Here is a 25,572-nt window from a genome sequence, read left to right as displayed (position 1 = left end):
GTTTATAGTTTTTTTATTTGTATCTGCCCAACCATCGCCGGGTTTGACGGCAATACAGGCTGTAATCTTCTCCAAATTTTTCGCCCATATGCCTTTCTTCCGGCATAATTTGGAAACGCGTTAAATACCACATCAAAAGCGGCGCAAAACACAGCCCTGCCACGCTACTGCACATCAGCGCGATACCAATTTGGATAAACAGTAATCCCAGGTACATTGGGTTTCTACTGACGTTGAAGATCCCTTCGACAACCAGCGACGACGCTTTGTTTGGATCACGAGGGTCTACAGTTGTTGCCGCAGAACGAAAGGTTTGTACCGCAGAGAGCCCAATCATAACTCCAGCAATAATAAAGGCTGCACCTGGCAGAAAGGTATGAATAGAAAACCATTCGCCGAAATAGAGTCTATCTGCTACCGATACGACGACACCAAGAAATAGTATTACCACCGGAGGTATTTTTAATTCCAAATATTTCATAAGGGCTTCACCGATGGCTATGTCAGGCCCGCTTTGCCAGCTTGTGACCTGAATAACCTTTACTGTTCCGTTAGTTAGCTTGCATGATGCCTTACTTTCTTAGCCAATATTTTTTGTTCGAGTCACATCCACGTGCAATTTTAGCTTTTGACCTGGTTGTAAGTACTTATTCTTACTCAGGTTATTCCACTGAGTAATCTCAGAGATTTTAACGTTAAATTTACTCGCGATGCGAGACAAGCTGTCACCCGGTTTAACAGTGTAGGTGAGTGAGCGCACTATACCTTTTTCACCGCGTTTAATTTTCTCGCCCTGCCATACAACCAGGGTTTTACCTGGCATAAGCGGGTCATTTGGCGCCATGCCGTTCCATTTCGCCAGGTCACGGGTACTGACTTTATACAAGCGTGAGATATCCCAAAGGGTGTCACCAGATTTCACTTTGTGCGTTTTCTTCACTGTTGTACGCGCTGTACTTTGCAACGATGCGAGTCGCTGATCCTCAGAAAGAGAGTAGGCATCGAGTTCTTTCAATGCTACAGGGATCATAATGGCGTCGCCAATTACAATAGTGTTCGACTTAAGCCCGTTTATTCGCTTAATAATGGCTGCAGTGGTGTGGTATTTATTTGCCAGCTTAAGCAGGCTGTCACCGGATTTCACCGTATGACGTACCCAATTGAGTCTGTCTTGTCTGTCTATAGAAGCCAATTGATTTGAGAAAGCTTCAGCTTTGGCAACAGGTAGCAATAGATGATGAGGGCCGTCCGGGTCCGTTGCCCAGCGATTAAAGCCCGGGTTAAGTGCATGTAGGGCTTCGAGTTTCATATCTGCTAATTCAGCTGCAAATGCCAAATCTACCTGAGAGCCAATATCTACCACTTTAACCGCTTCCATATTGTCTATAGCTGGCCATGCAAAGGCGTAGTCATCGCGCTTTTTGAGTATGTCAGCAAGTGCCAGTAGTTTTGGCACATAAGCACGGGTTTCCCGAGGTAGGTCGAGTGACCAAAAATCGGTTTTTTTCCCAGCGGCTTTCGCCCGTTTAATGGCTCGCAACACTCTGCCTTCACCACTGTTGTAGGCTGCTAGTGCATGCAGCCAATTGCCGTCAAACATCTCGTTTAAATAGGTGAGGTAATCCAGCGCACCCTGGGTTGAGGCAATCACATCCCTTCGACCGTCATACCACCAGGTTTGACGAATGCCAAACCGTTTTGCAGTGCCAGGAATAAACTGCCACATACCAGCGGCACGACCGTGAGAATAAGCAAACGGGTCAAAAGCACTCTCCACTATGGGAAGCAATGCAATTTCCAGTGGCATATTCCGCTTTTCGATTTCTTCAGTAATATAAAAAAGGAATGGACGTGCGCGATTGACTACCCGAGCCATGTATTCCGGGTGCTTCAGGTACCAGTTTCTTTGCAGGGTTACACGATTATTGTCAGGAATGTCGAAGGCAAACTGATTGCTGATCCTCGTCCACACATCTTCAATGGGAACAGGCGGAGGTGTCTGTGGGACGGTCACGTCTTCCAGGGTTTCCACCACGTCTTCTACCGGATGAACGACCTCAATTACCCCTTCTTTGGCAACATCACAAGCCTGCTCATCAGTTATAGGCGTTTGGCCAACTTCACAGGTTTCATTAGTGTCATTCGCCTTTTCAACGGGGCTGGTTTCGTTAACGAGTTGGTCAGTTGATTGACAGCCAGCTAAAAAGGCGGCGAAAGAAAGACTGGCGAGTAGGCTCAGTTGTCTTTTCATTATAGTGCTTCCTCGCATTACATCATACATCAGATAAGTTTAACTTTAGTTTAAGGTAAATGCATTAAAACTCGTCCTTCCAACGGCGAATGGCAGCAAAAACCGCTGTGTCGTCAGCAAGTGGTGTGCCACTATACGAGGCAGCACTTTGTTGTACCGCTTCGCAATGGGCGCGGAGAAAGGGGTTGATGGCTTTCTCTTTCGCTAACTGGGAGGGCAGTGTGGCTCTATCCTGTTGTCTGAGCGCATGAACATTGGCTGCGTATTCCTGTAATTCAGTGTTTTCTGGTTCTACTGCTTTGGCGAACTGAATGTTGGCTTGTGTATATTCATGGGTACAGTACACAAGGGTGTCGTCTGGTAGACGCTTAAGTTTGTTCAGCGAGTAATACATTTGCTCCGCTGAGCCTTCGAAGAGTCTGCCACAGCCCGCCGAGAATAACGTATCGCCACAAAACACAAGGCCATGGCCAAAAAAAGCCAGATGATCAAGGGTATGACCGGGCACTTCGATAACAGTGAATTTGCAGTTGAGCGACGGTAAGGATACCGTGTCTCCTTCATCAACTGACTTAGTCAGACCACGAATGTGTCCTCCCGATGGACCAATGACGGGTAAGTTAGGATAGACGGAAGCGAGTTTCGCAATGCCGCCAGTGTGGTCGCGGTGATGGTGGGTAATAAGCACGGCCGCAAGCTCGAGTTGGTGCTCCTGGCAAAAAGCAAGCAGAGGCGCAGCGTCTCCCGGGTCTACTGCAACAACGTTTTTTTGATTGTGCAAACACCAGATATAATTGTCTTGAAGGGCGCGAACTGCGGTTATCTGAAGGCCTTCCGGCAATGTATCAGATGGATTGTTCATGACGTACCTGCTTGTGGAGAGATATTTATGCGATACTATAGAAACTTGCCAGCCGCACTGCAACCTCAGGACATCGACGGACGTTAATGAAACTTGCCTACCACAGTAAACCTCCCCGATATCCGGAGCGCTGGTCACAACTGCCCGCAGGCGTTGCCATACAACGTGCCGTACAAATAGAAAGTAACAGTTTAAGCCAGCGAATATTCGGTTATCACCTGGTGAAACTGGGTAACTTAAGCTCGCAAATAACCCTGTCTAAATGCAGTGTTACTCATCAAATTCATCAAACGCCAACTGTTACACAAAACACGCATGTTGTGAGTTTACCTACAGCGCTACCCTATGAAGCAAACAGCATTGATGGTTTTTTACTGGCCAATGAATTGGATTTTTGCCAAGACCCTCACCAGGTACTTAGAGAGGTGGATCGCTGCATTACACAAGACGGATACGTTATAATCAGTGGCTTTAATCCGTACAGCTTAACGGGAATAGGAAAGTATTTACCGCTAAAACGAGGGAATCTACTTCACGATGCCCGCTTTTTCTCTTCTGCTCGGGTGAAAGACTGGTTACAACTACTGGGGTTTGAAGTGGTTGAAACCCGTCATATCCTTTTTTCAATGTTATTCTTGCGCCGTAAAATTCCTGTTCCCATATCATGGCAAAGTAAACTCAGTCGTTATTTTCCATGGTGTAGTTCTGTTTATGTCATTGTGGCCCGAAAACGGGTAGTACCTATGACAACAATAAAGTCCCGATGGAAATTGAAGCCCAATTTTTCTGCAGTGGGGGCCAGCATGCGGGTAAATCGGAACACGTCGTTACATCAAAAAAGCCGGTAAGGCGCGAACCTTACCGGCTTTAGCAAATATAAAGCGGCGTGAATGAGATTACTTCACCCGCATACCTGGCTTCGCACCCTCGTGTGGTTCAAGGATGTACAGATCTTTGCCACCAGGCCCTGCTGCCAGTACCATGCCTTCTGACATTCCGAAGCGCATTTTGCGTGGTGCCAGGTTGGCCACCATCACGGTATGCTTGCCAATGAGATCTTCAGGGGCATAAGCTGATTTTATACCAGCAAATACCTGTCGGGTTTCGCCGCCTAAATCTAACTCCAGTCTTAGCAGTTTATCGGCTTTTTCCACATGTTCAGCATTGGCAATACGTGCGATGCGGAAATCTACCTTAGCAAAATCATCGAAGGTAATTTCTTCGCTAATAGGGTCTTTTGCCAATGGGCTTTCAGGGTCGAGTTTTGGCGTATTTGCTGCTGCCAGGCTTTCTTTAGAGTCTTCAACCATAGCGTCAATTTTATCCATTTCTATACGTTGCATCATGGCCTTGAACTTATTTATTTCATGGCCTGTGAGGACATGTTGCGTGCTTTCCCAAGTGAGTGAGTCGTTTAAGAAAGCTTCGGCTTTGTCTGCCAGTACCGGTAGCACGGGTTTCAAATAGGCAACCAAAATACGGAACATGTTTATGCCCAGTGAACAAACATCATGGGTAAACTGTTGTTTGGCTTCATCTTTAATCGTTACCCAGGGGGCATTGGCATCGATAAACTGGTTTGCTTTGTCAGCCAGCGCCATGATTTCACGAATTGCCTGGTGGTATTTGCGATTTTCATAATGGGCCGCGATGCTGTCGGCGGCTTGGTGGAACTGCGCCATTAACGCTTCATCCAACACAGTATCAGACAGCTTTCCGTCGAAACGCTTAGTGATAAAGCTAGCGCATCGGCTGGCAATGTTCACTACTTTACCTACCAGATCAGAATTCACCTTCTGAGCAAAATCAGTGAAGTTCAAATCGATATCGGTGACGCCATCGCCCAGTTTAGAGGCAAAGTAATAGCGCAGGTACTCTGGGTTTAGGTGGTCTAAGTAAGTACGGCCTTTAATAAAGGTTCCCCGAGATTTAGACATTTTTGCTCCGTTTACCGTCACAAAACCGTGAATATTTACACCCGTGGGTTTGCGATAACCCGCGCCTTCCAACATTGCTGGCCAGAATAAACAGTGGAAATAGGTGATGTCTTTTCCGATGAAATGATACAGCTCTGTATCTGTGCCTTTGTTCCAGAAATCATCGAAATTGACGTCGTTTTGGTCACAGAAGTTTTTGAAGCTTGCCATGTATCCTACAGGTGCATCTACCCACACATAGAAAAACTTATTCGGGGCACCTGGAATTTCAAAACCAAAGTAGGGTGCATCGCGGCTGATGTCCCACTGTTGCAGGCCTTCTTCGAACCACTCCTGAAGTTTATTCGCCATTTCTTCTTGCAGCGCACCTGAGCGGATCCATTCTTTTAACATGCCTTCAAACTGTGGCAGATCGAAAAAGAAGTGCTCTGACTCTTTTAATACTGGTGTTGCACCAGACACCACACTTCGGGGGTTTTTCACTTCAGTGGGGCTGTAGGTAGCGCCACACACGTCACAGCTGTCACCGTTTTGATCTTCTGCACCACAGCTTGGGCAGGTACCTTTCACAAAACGATCGGGCAAAAACATTTCTTTTTGCGGATCGTAAAGCTGGTTAATGGTGCGCTTACTAATGTAGCCGGCTTCGTCCAGACGGTTGTAAATGGTTTCACACAGCGCCTTGTTTTCCGGCGAGTGAGTCACATAATAGTTGTCGTACTCAACGAAGAAATCCTGCAAATCCTGATGGTGCTCTGCGCGGGTTCGGGCTACCATTTCTTCCGGCGTTATGCCCAGTTCCTGCGCTTTTAGCATCACTGGCGTACCGTGTGCATCGTCGGCGCAGACACTGTAACATTCATGGCCGCGCAGACGTTGAAACCGCGTCCAGATATCGGTTTGAATGTGTTCAAGCAGATGTCCGAGGTGAATAGAGCCGTTAGCGTACGGCAGGGCACTGGTTACCAGAATGCGACGTTTGGCATTCGCTGGTGCAACAGAAGTCGACGTGTTTTCAGACATAGTAGTAAGTTCTGTTCTCAAGCGTTAGAAAATGGCTGCAAATACTAGCGGAATCCCGCCGCTTTTGCATTACGTAAATGGGCTTTAGCAGTTTATAAGGGTGAATTATGTTCTTTTCCCGCAAGGGTGACAATCTGGCGTCAATCGCTGCAGAATCTTTGGCTGAATATTATGCCTTAACCACACAGCAAACCCAACCGTGGTGTAGTGAGGTGGCTGGTGGTGTATCGGTGACCTTACCGTTTTGTGCTCAGACGCAATACGCAGCTATCAAAACGGTACTTGCTCAAGGCTTTGCCAAAGCGGGGCATAATGTAGTGGACCTCGCTCTTTCTCAACGCATCGAAGGAGTAGAAACCAAAGCGGCGCCGGTGACAAACATTCGCAACGTAGTTGCTGTAGCCTCTGGAAAAGGCGGGGTCGGCAAATCGACAACCGCTTTGAATCTGGCTTTTGCACTTATGCAGGAAGGTGCATCTGTGGGCATTTTAGATGCAGATATTTACGGGCCTTCGATACCTATTATGTTAGGTAACACCGATGCTCAGCCGGAAAGTGACGACAACAAACACATGAAGCCCATTGAGGGTTGGGGAATGCCCGCCAATTCTATTGGTTATCTGGTGCCAGAAGAGGATGCCGCAGTATGGCGTGGTCCCATGGCGAGCAAGGCATTAACGCAAATTTTAAACGAAACCCTGTGGCCTGTGCTCGACTATCTCATTGTTGATATGCCGCCAGGCACAGGTGACATTCAACTCACCATGGCGCAACAGGTACCGTTAAGTGCTGCGGTAGTTGTTACAACACCGCAGGATTTGGCTGTCGCTGATGCGAAAAAAGGCATTACTATGTTTGGCAAGGTCGACGTGCCGGTTGTGGGTCTCATTGAAAACATGAGCTACTATCAGTGCTCAGCCTGTGGTCACAAAGATCATTTGTTCGCACAGGATGGCGGCAAAGCATTGGCTGATCGTTACGGGCTTCCGTTGATGGCGGCGTTACCCCTTGATGTTCAAATTCGAGAACACGCTGATTTGGGCAAGCCTATTGTTGCAGACAAGCCAGATAGCCCGCTGTCTGTCATCTATCGGGAAGCGGCACGGGCCATGTCGATGCAAATGGCATTAACGCTGCCAAAACGGGATACTGAAAGCTACATTAGAGGTGAAACAATAGGTTTAACCCAGTTATAGCGCTGCGCAAGTACAGTAGTCATTTTGTTCATCGTGTATCACTATTTCAGACACTTCGCCCATCCGTAACATGGAAATGCGGGATACTTAGTGCAAATTATTGTAGTGAGTATCCTTGCTCAAAGGGAGGCTGCCCATGAAATGGCTTCTGGCATTTAAAATTGTATTTGTTCTTTTTATTTTTGCCCTTGCATTTGTTTTCAACAGCAGTGGCGACAAATTGATGTTGTTGACCTATTTGGCAATGGGAAGCTTTGCGCTTTTCAGCGTATTACTCCACATCATATTAGATAAGTTGGTACGCATTGAGCAACATCTGGAAAAAATAACTGACAACTAGAAATAGTTGCGTTGAGGTTGTGTGGTTATTGGCAACAACGCATAATAGCCACCGTTCTTATCCTTGTAGGTTTATTTCATGCGTTTATGCGATCGTGACATCTACGATTATATTCAAAAAGGCAAAATCATCATCGACCCTTCACCGGCTTACGAGCAAATAAGTGGCGTGACGGTGGATATTCGCCTCGGCAATAAATTTCGTGTTTTTGAAGATCATCAGGCTCCCTATATCGATTTAAGCGGCCCTAAAGCAGAAGTGCAGGAAGCGTTGAACTCGGTGATGAGTGACGAAATCGAACTGCCCGAGGGAAAAGCCTTCTTCCTGCATCCCGGTGAACTGGCGCTGGCTATTACCCATGAGTCTGTTACCTTGCCCGATAATATTGTAGGCTGGTTAGACGGTCGTTCATCACTGGCGCGTTTAGGGCTAATGGTGCACGTTACCGCACACAGAATTGACCCGGGTTGGTCTGGCAATATCGTGCTTGAATTTTACAATAGCGGGAAGTTACCCTTGGCATTGCGCCCGCAGATGAAAATAGGTGCATTGAGTTTTGAAGTGCTTTCACAAGCTGCGGAGAAACCTTACAACGCCAGAGTAGATGCCAAGTACAAAGGGCAGGCCGGTGCGGTGGCCAGCCGTATTACATCAGACGACAATAACAACAGTTAAGCGGCAAACTTAGCCAGCAGATAAGCGGAGTCAGGCAATGATAAGAAGTAGTCGTACACTGTTCATTGCTGCGCTATCTGCCGTGGCCTGTGGCGTTGGGCTAAATGTGCTGCAACAGCCCAACGATATTATCTTTACCGCTTCAATCACTCTTTTTGTCGCTATTCTTTGGGTGACTGAAGCACTGCCAATTCCCGCCACCTCTTTATTGCCTTTCGCCCTTTTTCCTCTTACCGGTGTACTTAGCCATTCAGAGGCTGCATCGGCGCTGGGTAGCCATGTCATCATCTTATTAATGGCGGCGTTTATGTTGTCTAAAGGGTTGGAAAAAGCCGATTTGCACAAACGCTTTGCCATGTACATGCTGCATTTAACCGGTACCGGAAGCGGCATGAAAATGGTGTTAGGGTTTATGCTAACCACAGCTATTTTGAGCATGTGGATAAGCAATACGGCTACTGTACTGATGATGTTGCCAATGGCAATGGCCATTATCAACGCCACACAAAATACCCGTTTCGGCATAGCACTCATTTTAGGCATTGCCTATTCAGCCAGTTTAGGTGGCGTGGGAACGCCCATTGGTACGCCTCCCAATATTATTTTCATGAGTGTTTATTTAGAAACCCAAGGTGCTGAGTACAATTTCATCGAGTGGATGAAAACCGGCGTGCCCATTGTGTTACTGGCTATTCCTGCGATGGCCTTATGGCTAGGCCGTGGTTTAGGCGATATTGGCGATATCAAATTGCCAGTACCAGGGGAGTGGAGTAAAGCTGAAAAGCGCGTATTAATGATATTCGGTACCGTTGCTATGGCGTGGATCTTCCGGCCATTCTGGACCCAGTGGCTTGGGTTAACCACAGTCAGTGACAGCACTATTGCCGTTGCCGGTGTAGCTGCCATGTTTATGGTACACAGTGGTAAAGCCCCTGGCGATAAACTACTGGATTGGGAAACTGCAAACGATATTCCCTGGGGTATGTTACTTCTATTTGCCGGTGGCATTTGTATAGCCAAAGCATTCACCGCGTCTGGATTAAGCGTGTTGATGGGAGAGTGGATGACGGGCTTATCTACTCTGCCGACCTTACTCCTGGTGTTCTCCATATGCTTGTTTGTAACTTTCTTAACTGAAATTACTTCCAACACAGCAACCGCCACATTGCTCATGCCAATACTGGCCGCTGCTGGTATGGCGGTAGGCGTGAATCCGGCTTTACTTATGATACCTGCGGCCATCAGTGCCAGTTGTGCGTTTATGCTGCCTGTAGCAACCGCACCTAACGCCATTGCTTATGCAACGGGCAAGTTTGATATTAAAACCATGGCAAGGGAAGGGGTAGTGCTTAACGTTATCGTGGCGTGTGTAGTTACGCTGGTGTGTTATTTCACCCTTTCCTGACGCATTCTTAGTACACATAGAGCGCACAAATATTCATCAACAAGCAGGCAGGAAGCCCGCTGAGCTCGGGTCATTGCGCGTTCATCAGGCCGTGATTTCCATTTATTGTTTACCAAATAATCGTTCACGCGATTATTTGTCTTTTTGTATTGCAAAGTGCCTGAAAATAAGTAGACTTGTCGGCTCTTTCGGTCGGTGTGTGGCGCAGCTTGGTAGCGCACTGTCATGGGGTGTCAGGGGTCGGAGGTTCAAATCCTCTCACACCGACCAATTTCTCCTACTTTTCAATGACTTACCCTAATCATTGATTGCTCGTAAAATAAGCGTCCCAAAACTGTCCCACAATTGTCACATTATACAGTAGTTATTGTTTGAGCTTTCCTGAGCTAAAGCATTGCGTTTTTCTAGTCCAAAGCTGCGGCTTCAATTGTCGAAATTCTCCTCTTACGAAACTAGTTAATCCTGAGGTTTACCAATCAGGACATAACTATGACAAAGAAGAGCAACACGCGTGACCTGCAAATCACGTTCATTCATCAGTTCAAAAGAGCGACGAGAACAGGCTGGCCTGACAAATTTCGTTTATGTTGGTATTTCAATCCAGAAACCCTGGATTATGTTTACGAACATAAGAACGAACAATTTGTTACGAATGGTTTTGTTATCTCAGACGGTCTCGCAAATCAGCTTCCAGATGAGTTCAGGAAGAAATATTTCGAGCCATCTGAACGATGCTTATTGTTCTTACTATTCGAGCTTCAAATCGTTGGTTTTATTAATTCAGATGGAGTTGATGATATAGAGTTTGAGAATGTCTTTGGTGTAACGAAACATCGTTATTTTTCAGCCGAAGCGATTGATGAGTGGACTGAGCAGGTTGAATCAATTTAAGGGCTGCTTTGCAGCCTTTTTTTGCTATTAAGTCTTAGTGCACATAGTGGCTACGAACTTTTAAAAGAACAAAGTAAGTAGCGTCCTTTAAACAAATTTGTGCCCTAGATGAAGCTTAGCTCAACGTTGGCGGTTATTTAAAAAATTGGTATTACTGCGCTCTCTTCAATCCAGCAACTCACTGACTCCCTTAGTACAGATCTTGTTATAAAAATCATAGACTAATCATATAGATGCATTACAATGTTCACGAAAAGAATTATACTGGTATGTGTGATGATAAGACAGGTTACTATTACAAACTTTCGCTCAATACGTAAAGAAACAATCGCGACTGAAGAGATTACTACTCTTGTCGGTAAAAATGATGCGGGCAAATCAAACCTGCTTAGAGCTTTAAACTTGTTTTTCAATGGTAAAACTGATGCAGATAACGATTACAATTTTCAATCTGACTTCAACATAAATGCCATCGTCCAGCAACGAAAGGCCAAAGAGATCAAAATTGAACTGGTTCTCAAACTTCCTCCTAGTTATCGAAAATCAGATAAACCCGACACGGTGTACTGGAGCAGAACATGGCGCGCAGATGGTTTCCATGATGAAGTGCAGCAGCATTGTGAAATCAAAAAGGGTAGAATTGTAAATAAAGCAAACTTTCCTCAACGAAGTAAAATACCAAATCTACTGAAAAGTATTAACTACACCTATATTCCCGCTATTAAGGATGCAAGCTTCTTTCGCGATCTTCAAGGTCAACTTTACGATGTATTGGCTGCTGCTTCAGAACAAGGGCTGCACTCTTCAGCGCAGAGTTTTGAGCAAGAAATCAACGAACATATTAGCGAATTAATGGGAGAAATAGACGCTACTTTTGATTCTAGTAATAACGAGGTTAAGCTTCCTCAAAATCTAAGAAACATTTTTGGCGCTTTAGAGTTTAACGCTGACAATATACCTTTATCTCGTAGGGGAGATGGGATTAAAATCAGGCATATTCCAATGATGCTCTCGTTTATTGCTCTTAAACAACAAAGCATTGGCGCGAGAACAACTATTCGCCCCCAGATTTGGGGCTTTGAAGAGCCTGAAAACAACGTCGAGTTCTCCACATGTTTCGAGCTGAATAAGCAATTAATTGAGGCAGCCAAGAAACATACGCAAATATTCGTGACAACGCACTCGCCTGCAATATACTCGTTATCCTTCAGTGATTCACTACCCTCTGGCTTGAAGGGTATCAGCTATTACGTCGACAAACAGGGACATGACACTACTATAAAGTCATGTAGTGAGCAGGATCTTCATGGTAATACGGGTTTTCTTAACCTCGTAACTCCGTTAATTGAAGAGCGCCGAAAAATATGGCAGGAACGAGAAAAAGAATATAACGATAATTTAGAAACTTTGTCGTCTCAATTAGCTGATAATACCAAGCCTAGGATTTTCCTCGAAGGCATAAGTGATAAAGCTGTAATCAGTCGAGTGCTGCAATACTTTAACCGAAACGAAGAAGTTTTTATTGATACTCCCGACAACGCTCACAACAGTGCAAATGCTGCGAGTGACAGAGCAAAAGCTTTTTTCCTGCTTCAAAAGCACGAAAAAAAGAAAGTTGTGGGTTTTCTCTTATTGGATGATGATGACGCTGGTAAGGAAGCAAAAAAGCAATTCACAGAGTCTATTGGGAATCAGCAAGCAACCGTTTATTCAGCGACCTATCCTCCACATGATGCGCCGAAGCAACTTAAAGACAAAGGCTATGTCTGGAAAGTGGAATTAGAGCACTTATACCCAGAGTGTATTTGGCAATATGCTTTGGAAAAATCCTGGATCGAAGAAATTACTGACGAAGAGAAAAAGTTTACCGCTAAAAAGCGTAATGAGCTTTTTAATAGTGGATTAAACCCAAATGAATATAAAGCTGACTTAACGGATTATCAGAAATTTATCGTTGATTATGAGTTTACGTATCAAGGTAAGAGGAGTGTAAGCCAATATATTGAGAGAATGACTGATGATGAGTTGCTTGAAAAAGGTGTAGTAGCGGCTTTCGAACCTGTTATCGAGCTAATTGTCAGTAAACTGAGGTTGCCATGTACTTAAGAAAAATCAGTCGCTCAAAGCAATGAAGAGAAAGTAGCTTACATTAAGTAAATTACATTCACTTTTACGTTAGAGAGTGTTATGCATTGATATTTTTTCAATCTAGGAATGCAATTTTATTGATGTAAATTTAGGCTTTAATTAAGTGTTCCTTGCTGTTTCTTTAGTACAGATTTTAGGAAAATTATGTAATGTAAATATAATCTAAATTTGCAAAAGAACCCTTTACTATAGTGAGAAAAAGCACCCTCGCGGGTGCTCAATATTATTCGCTTTCCAACTTTCGCATAGCCAAAAACGCAATTAACGCTAGAGCTAGACCGACCACAATACACCCGAAAGCAATTAGGTACAGTCTATTCGAAAGGGGTTGGTATACAATGAATTCTGGATAATCCAGCAGCAAAAATGCAATGTTCCAGAGCGTATTAATTGTCGCAATAGCAATTATTTTATTACTCAGCGACACCCACTTAGCGCTCATTTTCAAGCAAGCGTTGAAAAGGCTTTCATAGTATATTCTCATTTATTTTCCTCCTTGTTAGTCCTGTAACTAACTAAGCTCTAGGAAGGGAAAGTTTGTCGCAGGTCTGAGGAAGTTTCATTTTTCCCAAAAAATTTCTGAGAATTCTGTTTGAAGGAAAGCCAGACCGTTCAGTCTAGGTCTGATGGTGAGGAGAGATATTTTACCTTTAATTAGTTTCCAGCAGGCACTACAAAGCCTCGATGTGAATCGATGGTTTTGAGACTAACAGAAGCTTTGTAAAAAGGACGGTACGCCTGGTTGGATAAAGCTAAAACTTTATCTATGTACAGTGGATTAAAGACTCCTCTGCAAGGTCTAGCCCGTTAATTTTGGCAAGGGCCAACGCCAGTAATTATAAACATTTTCTACGTCATATTATTACTCCGATGTGTGATTTGGTCTTAGGCGTACCGTTTAATGGTTGAGTTGAAACTATGTCGCGATCACATTCCCTCTCAACAAAAAGAATTGTACTCTAGCTAAAGTTTTCAATGTCACGTAAATTATGCTGAAAAATTTCCTGATTAAAGCCTATGTAGTTGTAGTTGAGTTAGCCTATCCTTTTCCATTTACTGCTTAGGATTCATGAAACTGGGCGGCACACTATTGAAAGTACGGTAAACCTCGGCTGCGCTTTCCTTGCTGACTCGACGTACATAGAGGTATGTGCGTTAAAGGTGCTTTGTCTATCAGCACGATATTCAATGCCCCTTGAAGCTACTAAAAGCCATAAAAAAGGGAGCCATTAGGCTCCCTAGAGGTCAAACAGAGTGCTTTTTATTCAATCAAACCCATTAGTTTCCCTGCTTCTATAAATCCGTCACGACGGATTTGAATAACTCTGTCTTCAGTGGTGTGAGCTAGTTTTTCGAGTTCTTCTAACTGTTGTAGATATGAATCTTTCCGAACTAACTCTAACTTGTCGTCGCCTAACTGACGTTTACTATTGAACATGAGTTCGTAAATAACATTACACTCTTGAGGTTTAAACTTAATGCGGCTCGCCAGTAAAGTTTGTTGCTCACGAGAGAACTGTGAGCGATTAGCTGAAAACAACTTCGAATGGGCCTTTTCGATCTGAGTCAAAAAGCGCTGTCTGTGGCTGTACATGTAAACGAACTCATATAAGCCATTAGTGTCTTCAAGCTCTTGTAGATATTTTGTGAGGATGCCCTCTCTGAGCCTGCCGTTACCCTTATTCTTTGCATTAGATGTCTCCATCTCAATAGCAACAGTACATCCTGTGTCAGCATCTACTACTAATCCATCAACCAAACGTGGGTCGTTGCCTCGATTTTCCAGCAGTATCGCGAGGTCTTTCTCTGATGCGAATCCAGTGATCTTTTGACGCTTCGTTAAATCCAAAATTACTATTTGAACTGAAAGGTCATGTATCAGGTTTCGCTCATTGACTCTGCTCGAATCAGAACGAAGGTGCAACTCTCTATTCAACAGAAACTCAGCTTCTCTGATACCGTGTGATGTGAGTAAGATAAATCCCTTATCAGTGTTCGCAAAAGAACTGTGCAAAGTAATCAGCTGCTTTTTCTTCATGCGATTTACGAGTTTGTTCACTGCCTCTCGACTAAGTCCCAAGTGACGCTGTAATACGCTCTTACTGGAAACTCGAAAAGCCCCGAGAATTGCCAGAACGGCATTTTCTCTTTGCATACCCAAAGTGCCTGGATCTGAAGCTCCCGATATAATGATATGCGTCAGTGATTTTTCAATTGCTCTTTCAACGTAGTTCATATTTTCTCCTGTGTTTTTACGTCGAAAGTAAATAGATACATGCGATGAAAAATCGGCAGGGTGGGGCACAATGCTATGCATTATGCCCGAGCTTCGCTTAGCTAAGCAGGCTGCTTAGCTAATGTATTTTCTAGTCATAAAATACAAACAACTTCGTTGTAGTAAACCTTCTGCAAAGCAGAGCTGACGCGACTCGTCGCTGCTCTGCCACTTGCCACGTTGTGGCGGCGACAGAAGTTTTACTAGGAGTCAGCTACCGCTGATTTAGCCATATTCCACCCGACATTACTCTGGGAAAGCGTTGCTTTGAATGCCCCCTCGTAGAGTTCACACCGTTGGTGTTTGAGTTGCTTGTAATTACTCCGTAATGTCCAGCAATTTTGCTTAAGCAAAATGGAATTTGACTAAATCTGCGATGCTGACTCCTGCTACGTGAGCACCTGTGTTTCACACAGCACTCACTGCGCAATCGTTATTGAGCGTTGCTCAAGCTGTTATTCAAACTCTGCTAGAGTTTGTTTTTAGTGCTTCTTCGAAGCAAGATGCTATTTTTTCACTAGTCGCTTGAATGCCCTAATTCTAATTGCTATTGGACTTAAGTATAATAAAGAAGTAAAACATACAATTAACCCCTCTGGCAGAAGGGGAGAATTACAATGTGGAGGGAACCCGAAGATGAAAGACGAAAATATTGAGAGAAATGTTGTCGAAGAGCCTTGTGTCGGGCATATAGATTTATCGATTGATATTATCTCCACTTTTTCATTGGCTGCTCAGCAAAATTCTTATCCTATTTTAAAATCTGTCCGCGTAAGCTATCCAAAACACGACGAAAAACCGTTACTGCATTTAAGCTCGTTGACAGTAAAACTGACTGCAATAGAGGGGTGGCTCGGTGAAGAGGTTTGGCATATTGATAGGCTTGAGCCAGGGCAATCGATTAATATCAAGTTGAAAGAACTTCGCTTTCCTTTCGAAAAGCTTTTTGGCATAACTGAACAGATCACACACGTTCTTTCATTTTCCCTTCTTGATGACGAGCAAAATGTACTCGCAGAGCAACATCCTAAACTGGAAATTTTGCCAGCAAATTTTTGGGGTGGGGAGGAAAGACAACCTGCGTTATTGGCGGCATTTGTTAAACCAAACGGCATTTATGTTGAGTCTCTAGTTAGGCAATGTGCATTAGCGTTAGAAAAGGGTGGTTATGGCCGAACTGTAGATGGCTATCAATCTAACACAAGAGAAAAGCCTTACTTGATGCTTGCTGCGTTGTGGAGAGTTGTTTTCAAAGAGAAGCTGGCATATGTAAGTCCTCCGCAAGGCTTTGCTAAAACTGGACAGAGGATTCGTTTGGCTTCCGACATAAGCAATTCTCGAATGGTTGCCTGCCTCGATTCCTCTTTATTGTTTGCCAGCTGCATTGAAGCGATGGGATTGAATCCTGTTGTCGCTGTGACAAAAGGGCACGCGTTTGTTGGTGCTTGGTTAATTGATGAAAAACTACCAATTCTTACAAACGATGATCCGCAGGATATCAGAAAACGAGTTGATAATAGGGATTTGGTTTTATTTGAAACAACACTAGTGACTAATGACTCTCCTGTCACATTTGAACAGGCAAAAGACCATGCACGGGAACTGCTTTCTGAAGAGAACGAGTCAGAGTTTGTCATGGTTATCGATATTGCGCAGGCAAGGGCACAATCTATAAAGCCTTTATCAACAGTTGAAGAAGCCAAGGAAGAAAGAACATCAGAAGGAAGTTCTGAGGAGCTTGCTTTGCCTGTCATTCCACCATTGCCTCCCGTCAGAAAGGATGAGCAAGTTGTAGTTGAAGAAACGCCTGAGACAAGAATTGATTCATGGTCTAGAAAACTATTAGACCTGACAAAGAAAAATACCCTCTTGAACTTTAGTGACAGAGCTGTAGCCATTAAACTTTATTGTCCAAATATTGCAGTAATGGAGGACATGCTGGCAGATGGTACGAAGTTCAAATTTCTTTCTGCCCAAGAGAGTCCTCATTTTGACCCCAGTCGCGACAGTGAGATGTTTAGGCTTCAGACAGGTTCTGATGTCCATCGTGAGTATGCACTCAATCAAGTTCAGAGTAAGGTTTTAATTGCTAACCAGCCAGCCAAAAAGCTTGAAAAAAATTCCGTTGAATTGTTTAGACGTGCGAAGAACGACCTAGAAGAAGGTGGTTCAAACACCCTATTTTTAGCGCTAGGGTTTCTGAAATGGAAAGAGAACCCAGAAGATTCGAGAAGCTATAAAGCGCCGCTATTGCTAATCCCCGTAAAATTAACTCGTCGAAGTGCGCGGGCACCTGTTTATGTTGAACAATTGCAGGAAGAAGATCCTATCTTCAATCTCACGCTCATTGAGTTTCTCCAATCAGAACACGACATCAATCTGAGCGAGTTTAAGGATGAGTTGCCTGAAGATGACAGTGGAGTAGACGTCCCTTTTGTTTGGCAAAGGGTTAGGGAAGCAGTTAAGGAGCAGCCAGGTTTTGAATTGGTCGAAGAATTGGTTCTCGGCTCGTTCTCTTTTGCAAAATACCTGATGTGGCGAGACTTGCGTGATCGACTCGATGATCTGAAAGAAAATCCGTTTGTTCAACATTTGGTAGATAACCCACGAGAGCCTTATTCTCAAGACAGCAGTTTCGTAAACAGAGAAGAGATAGACGATAAATTAGATCCAGCTGAGATATACACGCCGCTCAATTGCGACAGTTCACAGCTTGTGGCAGTTGATGCCTCTGCAAAAGCGCAAGACTTCGTTCTCGAAGGGCCTCCAGGTACAGGGAAATCTGAAACTATCGCCAATATAATAGCTCACAATATTGGTAAGGGGCGAAAGGTACTTTTTGTTGCTGAAAAAATGGCTGCTTTAAACGTAGTTTACCGTCGTCTTCAAAAGGTAGGGTTAGATCATCTATGTTTAGAGTTACACAGTAACAAAGCAAACAAGAGGGCAGTATTAGACCAGTTAAACAACGCTTGGCAAAAACGTGAAGGGTTGAATCCACGCACTTGGGAAGCGACTGTTGCTGACTTAAAGCAAAAGAAAGATAAATTAAATAACTATGTAAGGGCATTACACCGAAAAAGTGAGTTTGGTGTTTCACCACGTGATGCAATATCCTCAATCGCGCTAAACCTTGATTCATTAAAAATAAAACTCGACTGGCCCCTAGATATAGCTGGCGCACCTATCAAGTCAGAAAGTGAACTGGATGCGACACAAGAGTTAGTAGAACAGTTGGCTCTGGCTTTTTCCGATGTATGTGACCTTGATATAGATGCATTTAGGTTTGTCACTGCTACTGAATGGTCTAACGTTTGGCAATCGAAACTTCTCATGTCTGTTGATGATTGGCAGCAAAAGTTTGAGGCTACAGAAAAGAGCTTAGCCGAACTGCTACCTCTGTTTTCACTAGAGAGTATAGAGCAAACTATTGCAAATCTTATTGCGCTTAAAAATGTTGATTACTTGGCAAAGCTAGCTACTAAGCAAGACATCGCATTTGCCGTCGATATGGGGGCCAAAGAACGTGTCGAGCTAATTCATGAGCTGGCAAGGTTAAAAGAAGAGTTCGATAACACGCTCGATGAAATATCCCACGGTGTTAACAGTGAAAATGTATCAAAAGTGCCTGTCCAACAGTGGAAGCAATTCGCACAAGAAGCTGAATCGGGTTGGTTGAAGGCTTTTTTCAATAAGCGGAAGATCAACAAAGAAGCAGCTTCTCTGGGCATCACTAAAATAACTGACTTGTCTATCATCGATAAGATTGACCTCTGCCAGAAGCAGAAGTCAGATATTGAAAGCAGGCTTGCGCACGTTGAAAAATATTCTATTTGGGAAGGCTGGACAACTACCTCTGAATCTCTTTTGAAAAAAGCAGAGGTGGGTAGTGAAGTTAGGAGAAAAATTTCAGAACTAGTGACTCTCGCTGATGATCCAACTGAGGTATTAATCCCTGTTAAGAAATGGTTTGTGGATGGAAGGGAGTTTCTAGAGGAATCAAAAGTATTTGCCACTGCTAATGCTTATTCAAAAGCCATTGATGCTTTCCTTGGTACGAACGCCACCCTCAGCGAAGTAGGGGTGTTAGTACGCAGCGATGAATCGCTAAACGTTGTTTCACAGAGCTTGGGAGATATAACCGCAAACGCGAATAAGCTGAAAAATTGGTGTGAATGGCAATCAGCTAAAGCGCAAGCGGTATCGGTTAATCTTGAGGTTTTGAGTTCAGCGCTAGAGAGCGGCTCACTTAATCACGAGGAGTTGGGGCAGCAATTTAGAAGTGCTCTCTGCTATTGGCTTGCACCATTGCTAATTGACGCCGATAACGAACTTCGTCAATTCAAAGCATCTACCCATGAACAAACAATAGAGGCATTTAAAAAGCTCGATGAGCGTGTGGCTCAGATTACCAGCGATTATGTTATTGCGCTGGCATCTGAGGGCAAGCCTGTTAAGGAATCAAAAGATAATCCAAAAGAGTTTGGAGTCCTGGCAAAAGAGCTTCAAAAGAAAACACGGCACATCCCAATCAGAGCCTTGATTAATCAACTTGGTGATTCGTTACTAGATTTATGTCCGTGCCTAATGATGTCTCCATTGTCTGTCGCGCAGTTTTTGCCTTCTGATTTTAAAGGCTTCGACTTGGTCGTCTTTGATGAAGCTTCACAAATGACGACGTGGGATTCAGTTGGTGCTATTGCCAGAGGAAAGAATGTGATTATTGTTGGCGACCCTAAGCAAATGCCGCCCACTAATTTCTTTTCTGCGGGCGGAAATTCTGATGATCCTGATGAAGAAGATATGGAGTCAATTCTTGATCAAGCATTGGCAGCAAGATTACCGCTCAAGCGTTTAATGGGTCATTACCGAAGCAAACATGAGACATTGATAGCCTTTTCAAATAGCAAATATTATGAAAATTCGCTGGTGACCTATCCATCATCAGAAACCAAAGAGTCGGCAGTATCTCTTCACCGTGTCAACGGTATTTATGCGAAGGGTAAAGGAAGAAATAACACCGTCGAAGCTAAAGCCGTCGTTGATGAAATTGTTCGCAGACTGTTAGATAAATATGAGTGTAACAAGTCTATAGGTGTGGTAACTCTGAATACTGATCAGCAACGAACCATAGAAGATTTGCTGGACGATGCGAGACGGCAACATCCTTCTATAGAGAAATATTTTCAGGACAGTCAAAACAGAGATCCTGTATTTGTAAAAAATCTGGAGTCAGTTCAGGGCGATGAGAGAGACGTGATTATGCTCAGCCTTGCATACGGGCCAACTGAACCTGAAGCGAAAACGATGAGCATGAATTTCGGGCCGCTTAATAAGAGCGGTGGTGAACGCCGATTAAATGTTGCTATTACGCGAGCAACAACCGAGGTAGTCGTATTCTCAAGCTTTGACTCTTCGATGATAGATTTAAGTCGCACTAACTCTGTAGCAGTCGAGCACTTAAAACACTTCTTAGAGTTTGCAGAAAAAGGCCCAATAGCGCTGGCTGAAATAGCCTCTGCTGATCATGGCGTTGATCAGTTCGATAGTGACTTTGAACAGGCGGTTGCTCAAGCGTTGCGTGTGAAAGGCTGGAAAATACAGACCCAAGTAGGAGTGAGTAAGTTCAGAGTTGATTTGGGAGTTCTGCATCCTGACAAGCCAGGAAAATATATCGCTGGCGTTGAATGTGATGGCGCAACCTATCATGGCTCACCAGCTGCTAGAGATAGAGACAGAGTAAGACAAATCATATTAGAAAACTTAGGTTGGAATATTGTAAGACTGTGGTCTACTGACTACTTTGTCGATCCTGAGTCAGCGGTAGAAAAAGTTGATGCTAAATTGCAGGAAATTCTTGAAAAGGAAAGAGAGCTAGACACACTGCAAGAAGCAGAAGCAGAAGCAGAAGCAGAAGCAGAAGCAGAAGCAGAAGCAGAAGCAGAAGCAGAAGCAGAAGCAGAAGCAGAAGCAGAAGCAGAAGCAGAAGCAGAAGCAGAAGCAGAAGCAGAAGCAGAAGTTACAAATGTGCTCGCTCAAAGCGCAAATAGCGAGGCTGCTGACGAGAGCTTTTCTGAAGAAGGTGAAACGGAAGTTTTACACAGCAAGACCTTAAATGCTGCGGACTATTTCAAACCTCAGTACAAAGACCGACTGACATCTTTAGTCAAAGAAGTATTGTCGGAGCGCCATGGAATAACACTTCACTCGCTAGCGCTAGAAATAGCCAATCTTCATGGCTTAACGAGAACAAGTAAAAAACAAATAGATTACATTCGGGAAATAGTAGAGGCGTTTGCGGGCATTAATGAGAACGAGGGCTATTCGCCAACTTTATGGTTGTCACCCGAAGACCGAGTTAGCCTTATTGAATGGCGAGGCATTGATGCCTTTGGCTATGAAAGGAAATGGAATGAATTGGCATACGAAGAGGCACTCGGTCTAGCTAAATTCGCAGTGACGAAGAATCCAGATTCTCCTGTTGATGTGATGTGTGATGAGTTGAGGTTGAAAAGGCGGCATGAAACAACGCTAGCTTCGTTTTTGTCATGGGTTGAAAAATTCCAAGAGTTAAATAAGCAAACTCTCACAAAATAATTCTAATCAATCTCTAATAGCGAAATAATTGCAAAAGGAAGGGACGTTGGCTAAATATGTTTTCTTTGTCCATGGCTACGCATCAAATTCGACGAAAGCATGGGGTGAATTTCCAAAGTTGATGGAAAATGCTTTGGGGGATGAGTATCGAATAGAATGCCTTGATTACTTTTCACCATCAAAAAGGCGATTTTATCAAGCAGCACCGAACCATCTTAATATCGCAGAAGGTATCCTCACCGATCTTGGTCGTATTTGTGATGATCTTAGCAAAGATGAGATTGTTTTTATCGCGCATAGCAACGGTGGTATCGTAGTAAAAAAGATTTTAGATCAGATAAATCTTAGAGAACTTGACCATAATATTACTAAAATCTGCTTCTTAGATGTCCCACATAACGGTTCTATGCTTGCATTTGGGGGAAGGTTTATTAATCCGCTGAATAAGCATTTAAGGGCTTTGAGAAGTAATTCAGATAGTTTGTCTGAAATAAACTTAAGATGGATAAAGCAGGGTTATGAATCTAGTATTTCGATTTTAAACCTCATCGCTGGTATTGATGATATTGTTCCGAGAGCTAGTTCGCAATCTCATTATCCAGACTCCATTACTATCCCAAACGTGAATCATTCTAAAATAGCAAAGCCAGACAACACCTCATCACACGTTTTTAAGTTGGTATTCGAGTTTTTAAAAGCTCCTCCTAAAATAGCGAAATACGAAATGGGGGCTTCAAGACGTTATAGAAAATGGCGAAAAATAGATAGGCATCACAATTTAGCCTACATAGAAGATGAGGAGAGAACTAGAGCGTTCGAATCCTTAGTTTCAGTAATGTCTTCTAACAAACCTTTTGTCCGACTGACAGGTCTTTCTGGATTAGGAAAGTCAAGATTGATCGTAGAGTACATCGATAAACTAGGTTTTCCTGAAGATTCTGTGATTATTTATAATGCATCAGTTGATGAAGTTGGAGTGTTCAACGCTATTGAAAGATTAATTGATGACGAAGTTGAGGCTTTCGTAGTCGTTGAAAATTGTCCTGTGTCTCTTCACGATTCAATTGCGAAAATAATTCCAGACTCCTTAAATTGCAAACTGATTACAGTTGACTTTTATCACGATAAAGTCCCTGGTACTCCCCACATAATGTTAGAACCCTTAGCTAGTGAAAAGATTGAGACGTTGCTAAGACAGAGATTGAGCAAAGTAGAAGACAGAGTAATTAATAGGCTTAAAACTTTTGTTGAGGGCTTTCCACTTCTTGCTGACATGTTAGTTGGTAATTATGAGGAAACAAACGCGTTAAGTAGTGAATTCACTGAAAGAGACTTAGTAGAGAAGCTCATTAACGCAGACTCGAAGCTAACGGCTAAACAAAGAGAACTTCTCAAAGTTATGTCCCTATTCGACGTTTTCATGTGTGAGACAGGTATTAATGGAGAAGTAAATCGAGATAGAAACTTAATATTAGAAGTGGCTGACGCAAACCTAATTGATTTTGAGACCGTTATTACGAGATATTCTGAGCGAAACTTAATAAATGTCGTAGGTCGTTTCGCAAGAGTCACTCCTAAGCCACTAGCTATTAATCTTGCTATTCAGTGGTGGCGCGATAGTTTACTAGACAGACAATCATTCCTAGTACAAAACATTCCAGAGTCGATGATTGATAGTTTCTGCAAACAAATTACGTTTCTTGATAAGTCTGAAAATGTTCAAAATTTTGTAGAAACGTTTTGTGAGCGCACAAGCCCTTTCGGCCAAGCGGAATTGTTGCTATCTAAGCAGGGTTCTAGACTTTTCCGCGCTTTAGTTGAGGTGAACCCTGTTGTAACGTCAAACTTATTGCATAGGGTGTTAAATGAGTTATCTAACGATGCTTTACTTGCAATCGAAGGAGATGTAAGACGAAATCTCGTATGGGCACTTGAAATGTTAGTATTTCATGATGTGTGCTTTGATGAGGCTGCATGGTGTCTCTTTTTGTTGGCTAGAAATGAGAACGAAAGTTACAGTAATAATTCACGTGGTCAGTTTTCACAGATTTTTAGAGTGCAATTAGCGGGTACTGAAGCTAACTTTGAGAAACGACTGCGGTTTTTGGGAAAGGCTCTAGAGCTGAACGACTCTCAATCGGATAGTGTTATAGTGGCCGCTTGCAAATCCGCAATTTCATCATATGGCGGTTCGAGAGCTATTGGTGCGGAACATCAAGGAACTAAACCTGCACTTCAAGAGTGGGTACCGAGAAAATGGGATCAAGTTTACGACTATTGGAAGAGTATATTCGAATTTCTGGTAACTATATTAAATAGAGGTGAACTAGCCGAAAGCGTTAAAGAAGTTATTGGAAATGAGTTGAGAAGTTTGGTGAGACACGAAGACTTTCTGGGAACACTTGATATCCAATTTAAAAGCATCATAGAAGCTACAAATAAGTATTGGTACACGGCAAGTCAATCGATCAGGAATGTCTATTTGTATGACAGCGAAGGTCTAACAGAATATCAACTTAATGTCTTAAGTTCTTGGGATGAACTTCTCTCCCCCGACTTGGATGACTTAAAGGAGCAGTTAATTCTTCTAGTCCTGAACCCTTCCAGAGATTATGAAGAAGGAGAGGATGGTCGCCATATAGATGCTGCTGCCGAAGATGCAAAGGATTTGGCAGCAAGATATCAAAACAAAATCGAAGAGGTTGTCGGAAAATTTGATGTCATTTTTGAACACAAAGAGCAAAAACAGAGTGTAGTTTTTGGCAGGGAGCTTGTGTTGCTATCGCCCGACTATAAACAGCTAATAACAGCGGCGTTAGACTATTTAGAAGAAAATGATAACAGTGATGCTCGATTCTTTTATGGTTTAGCATCGGGATTAGCAAGAAGATCACAGAAGCAATGGAAAGAGCTTCTCAAATCTTTGTCGAAAAATAGTGCTTTGGTAAAGTTTTATCCAGATGTGTTGACCCTTGGCGAATTCTCGATAAGCGACTTAAATGACTTAATTGTCCTAATTAAAACAGGAATGATTGGAGAAAGTGCAGCATTCTCTTTAACTTATGGAAGTGTAACGGCTCACTTAAGCGAAACTGAAATTGCTCATTTTTGCGATGCGTTGAGTGAAATTAATGAAAACGCTAAGTGGGCTGCTTTGAGTAATGCCTTTATGTACTTCTATGGTAATAAAGATATAGATTTTTCTATTTTAGTGCCCACCTTATCGAATTTAGTCTTATCTGTTTCTTTTGATAAATCGATTAAGCCAAATGGCATAAGGACATTCCAGTGGTATGAGTCCGTCAAGAAGCTAGTTGACTCAGAGGGCATTCAATTTGCGCAGAAGTTATGTAAGTACTTGTTATCACAAGTGTCTAGCAGTGAAGTAGATTATTCAGATTTGTGGGATTACCTTTCAAAATCTTTTCTTCATGCCTTTCAATTATACGGAGATAAAGTTTGGCCTGTTATTACAGAGTTAGATGATATTGGTAATAATATCCAGACATACAGGCTCGGCGAAATTTGCGGTAGTGGCAAATCTTACAAAGGAACCGATAAGTCTCTTTTTGACTATGTTAGTCATGCGTTAGTAATAGACTGGTGCAAGAGACGTTCTGAAAATTTGATTTTCGTAGCGAGATCTATATCTCTGATAGTTGAAGGTGAAAACGAAGGTATAAGGAAAGTCAATCCTCTCGCAGTTTCCTTGATAAGTAATTTTAGTCATTCAACGGATTTCTTGAATGAGTTAGTTGCAAACTTCAATAGTCGGTCTTGGACTGGTTCATTAATACCGTATCTTGAGAATGATAAGGCAGTGATTAAAGAGCTTTTGAATGACAATAGACAAGTTGTTGTAGATTGGGCAATTGACTTTGTCAAAGGTATTGACAGAGATATTGAGCACGAGAAAAAAAGAGAAGGAGAAGAGACTCTGTTGAGGGGTTAGACAGACTAAATCGATTCTTA

The 25,572-nt window shown here is 43.1% G+C and carries 14 protein-coding genes and 1 tRNA gene; 10 read left to right on the top strand and 5 right to left on the bottom strand.

What is annotated here, in order from left to right:
• Positions 1-13: 13 nt before the first annotated feature.
• The 3 genes from ACXACM_RS15210 to gloB all read right to left on the bottom strand — a co-directional run bounded on the left by ACXACM_RS15210 (position 14) and on the right by gloB (position 3,113).
• A complete protein-coding gene (locus tag ACXACM_RS15210; RefSeq protein ID WP_474822784.1) occupies positions 14-481 on the bottom strand; it encodes a methyltransferase family protein in 468 nt (155 codons plus the stop codon).
• A gap of 99 nt (positions 482-580) precedes the next feature.
• A complete protein-coding gene (locus tag ACXACM_RS15205; RefSeq protein ID WP_474822783.1) occupies positions 581-2,251 on the bottom strand; it encodes a lytic transglycosylase in 1,671 nt (556 codons plus the stop codon).
• A gap of 64 nt (positions 2,252-2,315) precedes the next feature.
• Entirely contained in the window at positions 2,316-3,113 is a 798-nt protein-coding gene (gloB, locus tag ACXACM_RS15200) for a hydroxyacylglutathione hydrolase (RefSeq protein WP_474822782.1), read from the bottom strand.
• A gap of 86 nt (positions 3,114-3,199) precedes the next feature.
• On the opposite strand from gloB, the gene ACXACM_RS15195 reads away from it, so the two are divergent.
• Positions 3,200-3,961 (top strand): methyltransferase domain-containing protein, encoded by a 762-nt coding sequence (locus tag ACXACM_RS15195; protein ID WP_474822780.1) that lies wholly within the window; start codon positions 3,200-3,202, stop codon positions 3,959-3,961.
• A gap of 48 nt (positions 3,962-4,009) precedes the next feature.
• On the opposite strand, the gene metG is transcribed toward ACXACM_RS15195, so the two are convergent.
• Positions 4,010-6,073, bottom strand: coding sequence for a methionine--tRNA ligase (gene metG / locus ACXACM_RS15190; protein ID WP_474822779.1), 2,064 nt, complete (start codon positions 6,071-6,073; stop codon positions 4,010-4,012).
• A 107-nt stretch (positions 6,074-6,180) separates the two neighbouring features.
• Between metG and apbC the strand changes: the two genes are divergently transcribed.
• From apbC to ACXACM_RS15155, 7 genes are all read left to right on the top strand, one after another.
• A complete protein-coding gene (apbC, locus tag ACXACM_RS15185; RefSeq protein WP_474822778.1) occupies positions 6,181-7,269 on the top strand; it encodes an iron-sulfur cluster carrier protein ApbC in 1,089 nt (362 codons plus the stop codon).
• Between the two features lie 136 nt (positions 7,270-7,405).
• Positions 7,406-7,609, top strand: a complete 204-nt coding sequence (locus ACXACM_RS15180; protein ID WP_474822776.1) for a hypothetical protein — start codon at positions 7,406-7,408, stop codon at positions 7,607-7,609.
• 78 nt (positions 7,610-7,687) lie between these two features.
• Positions 7,688-8,284, top strand: coding sequence for a dCTP deaminase (gene dcd / locus ACXACM_RS15175; RefSeq protein ID WP_474822775.1), 597 nt, complete (start codon positions 7,688-7,690; stop codon positions 8,282-8,284).
• Between the two features lie 37 nt (positions 8,285-8,321).
• Complete coding sequence (locus ACXACM_RS15170; RefSeq protein ID WP_474822774.1) at positions 8,322-9,689, top strand: SLC13 family permease; 1,368 nt, start codon at positions 8,322-8,324, stop codon at positions 9,687-9,689.
• 193 nt (positions 9,690-9,882) lie between these two features.
• A tRNA-Pro gene (locus ACXACM_RS15165) sits at positions 9,883-9,959 on the top strand.
• A gap of 219 nt (positions 9,960-10,178) precedes the next feature.
• Positions 10,179-10,580, top strand: a complete 402-nt coding sequence (locus tag ACXACM_RS15160; protein ID WP_474822772.1) for a hypothetical protein — start codon at positions 10,179-10,181, stop codon at positions 10,578-10,580.
• Between the two features lie 276 nt (positions 10,581-10,856).
• Positions 10,857-12,686, top strand: coding sequence for an ATP-dependent nuclease (locus ACXACM_RS15155; RefSeq protein ID WP_474822771.1), 1,830 nt, complete (start codon positions 10,857-10,859; stop codon positions 12,684-12,686).
• A gap of 1,303 nt (positions 12,687-13,989) precedes the next feature.
• Here ACXACM_RS15155 and ACXACM_RS15150 read toward each other — a convergent pair.
• Complete coding sequence (locus tag ACXACM_RS15150) at positions 13,990-14,964, bottom strand: MarR family transcriptional regulator (protein ID WP_474822770.1); 975 nt, start codon at positions 14,962-14,964, stop codon at positions 13,990-13,992.
• 675 nt (positions 14,965-15,639) lie between these two features.
• Here ACXACM_RS15150 and ACXACM_RS15145 point away from each other — a divergent pair.
• Positions 15,640-21,600 (top strand): DUF4011 domain-containing protein, encoded by a 5,961-nt coding sequence (locus ACXACM_RS15145; RefSeq protein WP_474822769.1) that lies wholly within the window; start codon positions 15,640-15,642, stop codon positions 21,598-21,600.
• A 46-nt stretch (positions 21,601-21,646) separates the two neighbouring features.
• Entirely contained in the window at positions 21,647-25,552 is a 3,906-nt protein-coding gene (locus tag ACXACM_RS15140; RefSeq protein WP_474822767.1) for a lipase family protein, read from the top strand.
• Positions 25,553-25,572 lie beyond the last annotated feature (20 nt).

The organism is Alteromonas sp. AWQ4_252 (assembly GCF_056158205.1).
This window is presented reverse-complemented; position numbering and strand designations above follow the sequence as displayed.

Coding starts and splice junctions, on each gene's coding strand:
- ACXACM_RS15210 (WP_474822784.1), bottom strand. CDS start 481: ATGAAATATTTGGAATTAAAAATACCTCCGGTGGTAATACTATTTCTT.
- ACXACM_RS15205 (WP_474822783.1), bottom strand. CDS start 2,251: ATGAAAAGACAACTGAGCCTACTCGCCAGTCTTTCTTTCGCCGCCTTT.
- gloB (WP_474822782.1), bottom strand. CDS start 3,113: ATGAACAATCCATCTGATACATTGCCGGAAGGCCTTCAGATAACCGCA.
- ACXACM_RS15195 (WP_474822780.1), top strand. CDS start 3,200: ATGAAACTTGCCTACCACAGTAAACCTCCCCGATATCCGGAGCGCTGG.
- metG (WP_474822779.1), bottom strand. CDS start 6,073: ATGTCTGAAAACACGTCGACTTCTGTTGCACCAGCGAATGCCAAACGT.
- apbC (WP_474822778.1), top strand. CDS start 6,181: ATGTTCTTTTCCCGCAAGGGTGACAATCTGGCGTCAATCGCTGCAGAA.
- ACXACM_RS15180 (WP_474822776.1), top strand. CDS start 7,406: ATGAAATGGCTTCTGGCATTTAAAATTGTATTTGTTCTTTTTATTTTT.
- dcd (WP_474822775.1), top strand. CDS start 7,688: ATGCGTTTATGCGATCGTGACATCTACGATTATATTCAAAAAGGCAAA.
- ACXACM_RS15170 (WP_474822774.1), top strand. CDS start 8,322: ATGATAAGAAGTAGTCGTACACTGTTCATTGCTGCGCTATCTGCCGTG.
- ACXACM_RS15160 (WP_474822772.1), top strand. CDS start 10,179: ATGACAAAGAAGAGCAACACGCGTGACCTGCAAATCACGTTCATTCAT.
- ACXACM_RS15155 (WP_474822771.1), top strand. CDS start 10,857: ATGATAAGACAGGTTACTATTACAAACTTTCGCTCAATACGTAAAGAA.
- ACXACM_RS15150 (WP_474822770.1), bottom strand. CDS start 14,964: ATGAACTACGTTGAAAGAGCAATTGAAAAATCACTGACGCATATCATT.
- ACXACM_RS15145 (WP_474822769.1), top strand. CDS start 15,640: ATGAAAGACGAAAATATTGAGAGAAATGTTGTCGAAGAGCCTTGTGTC.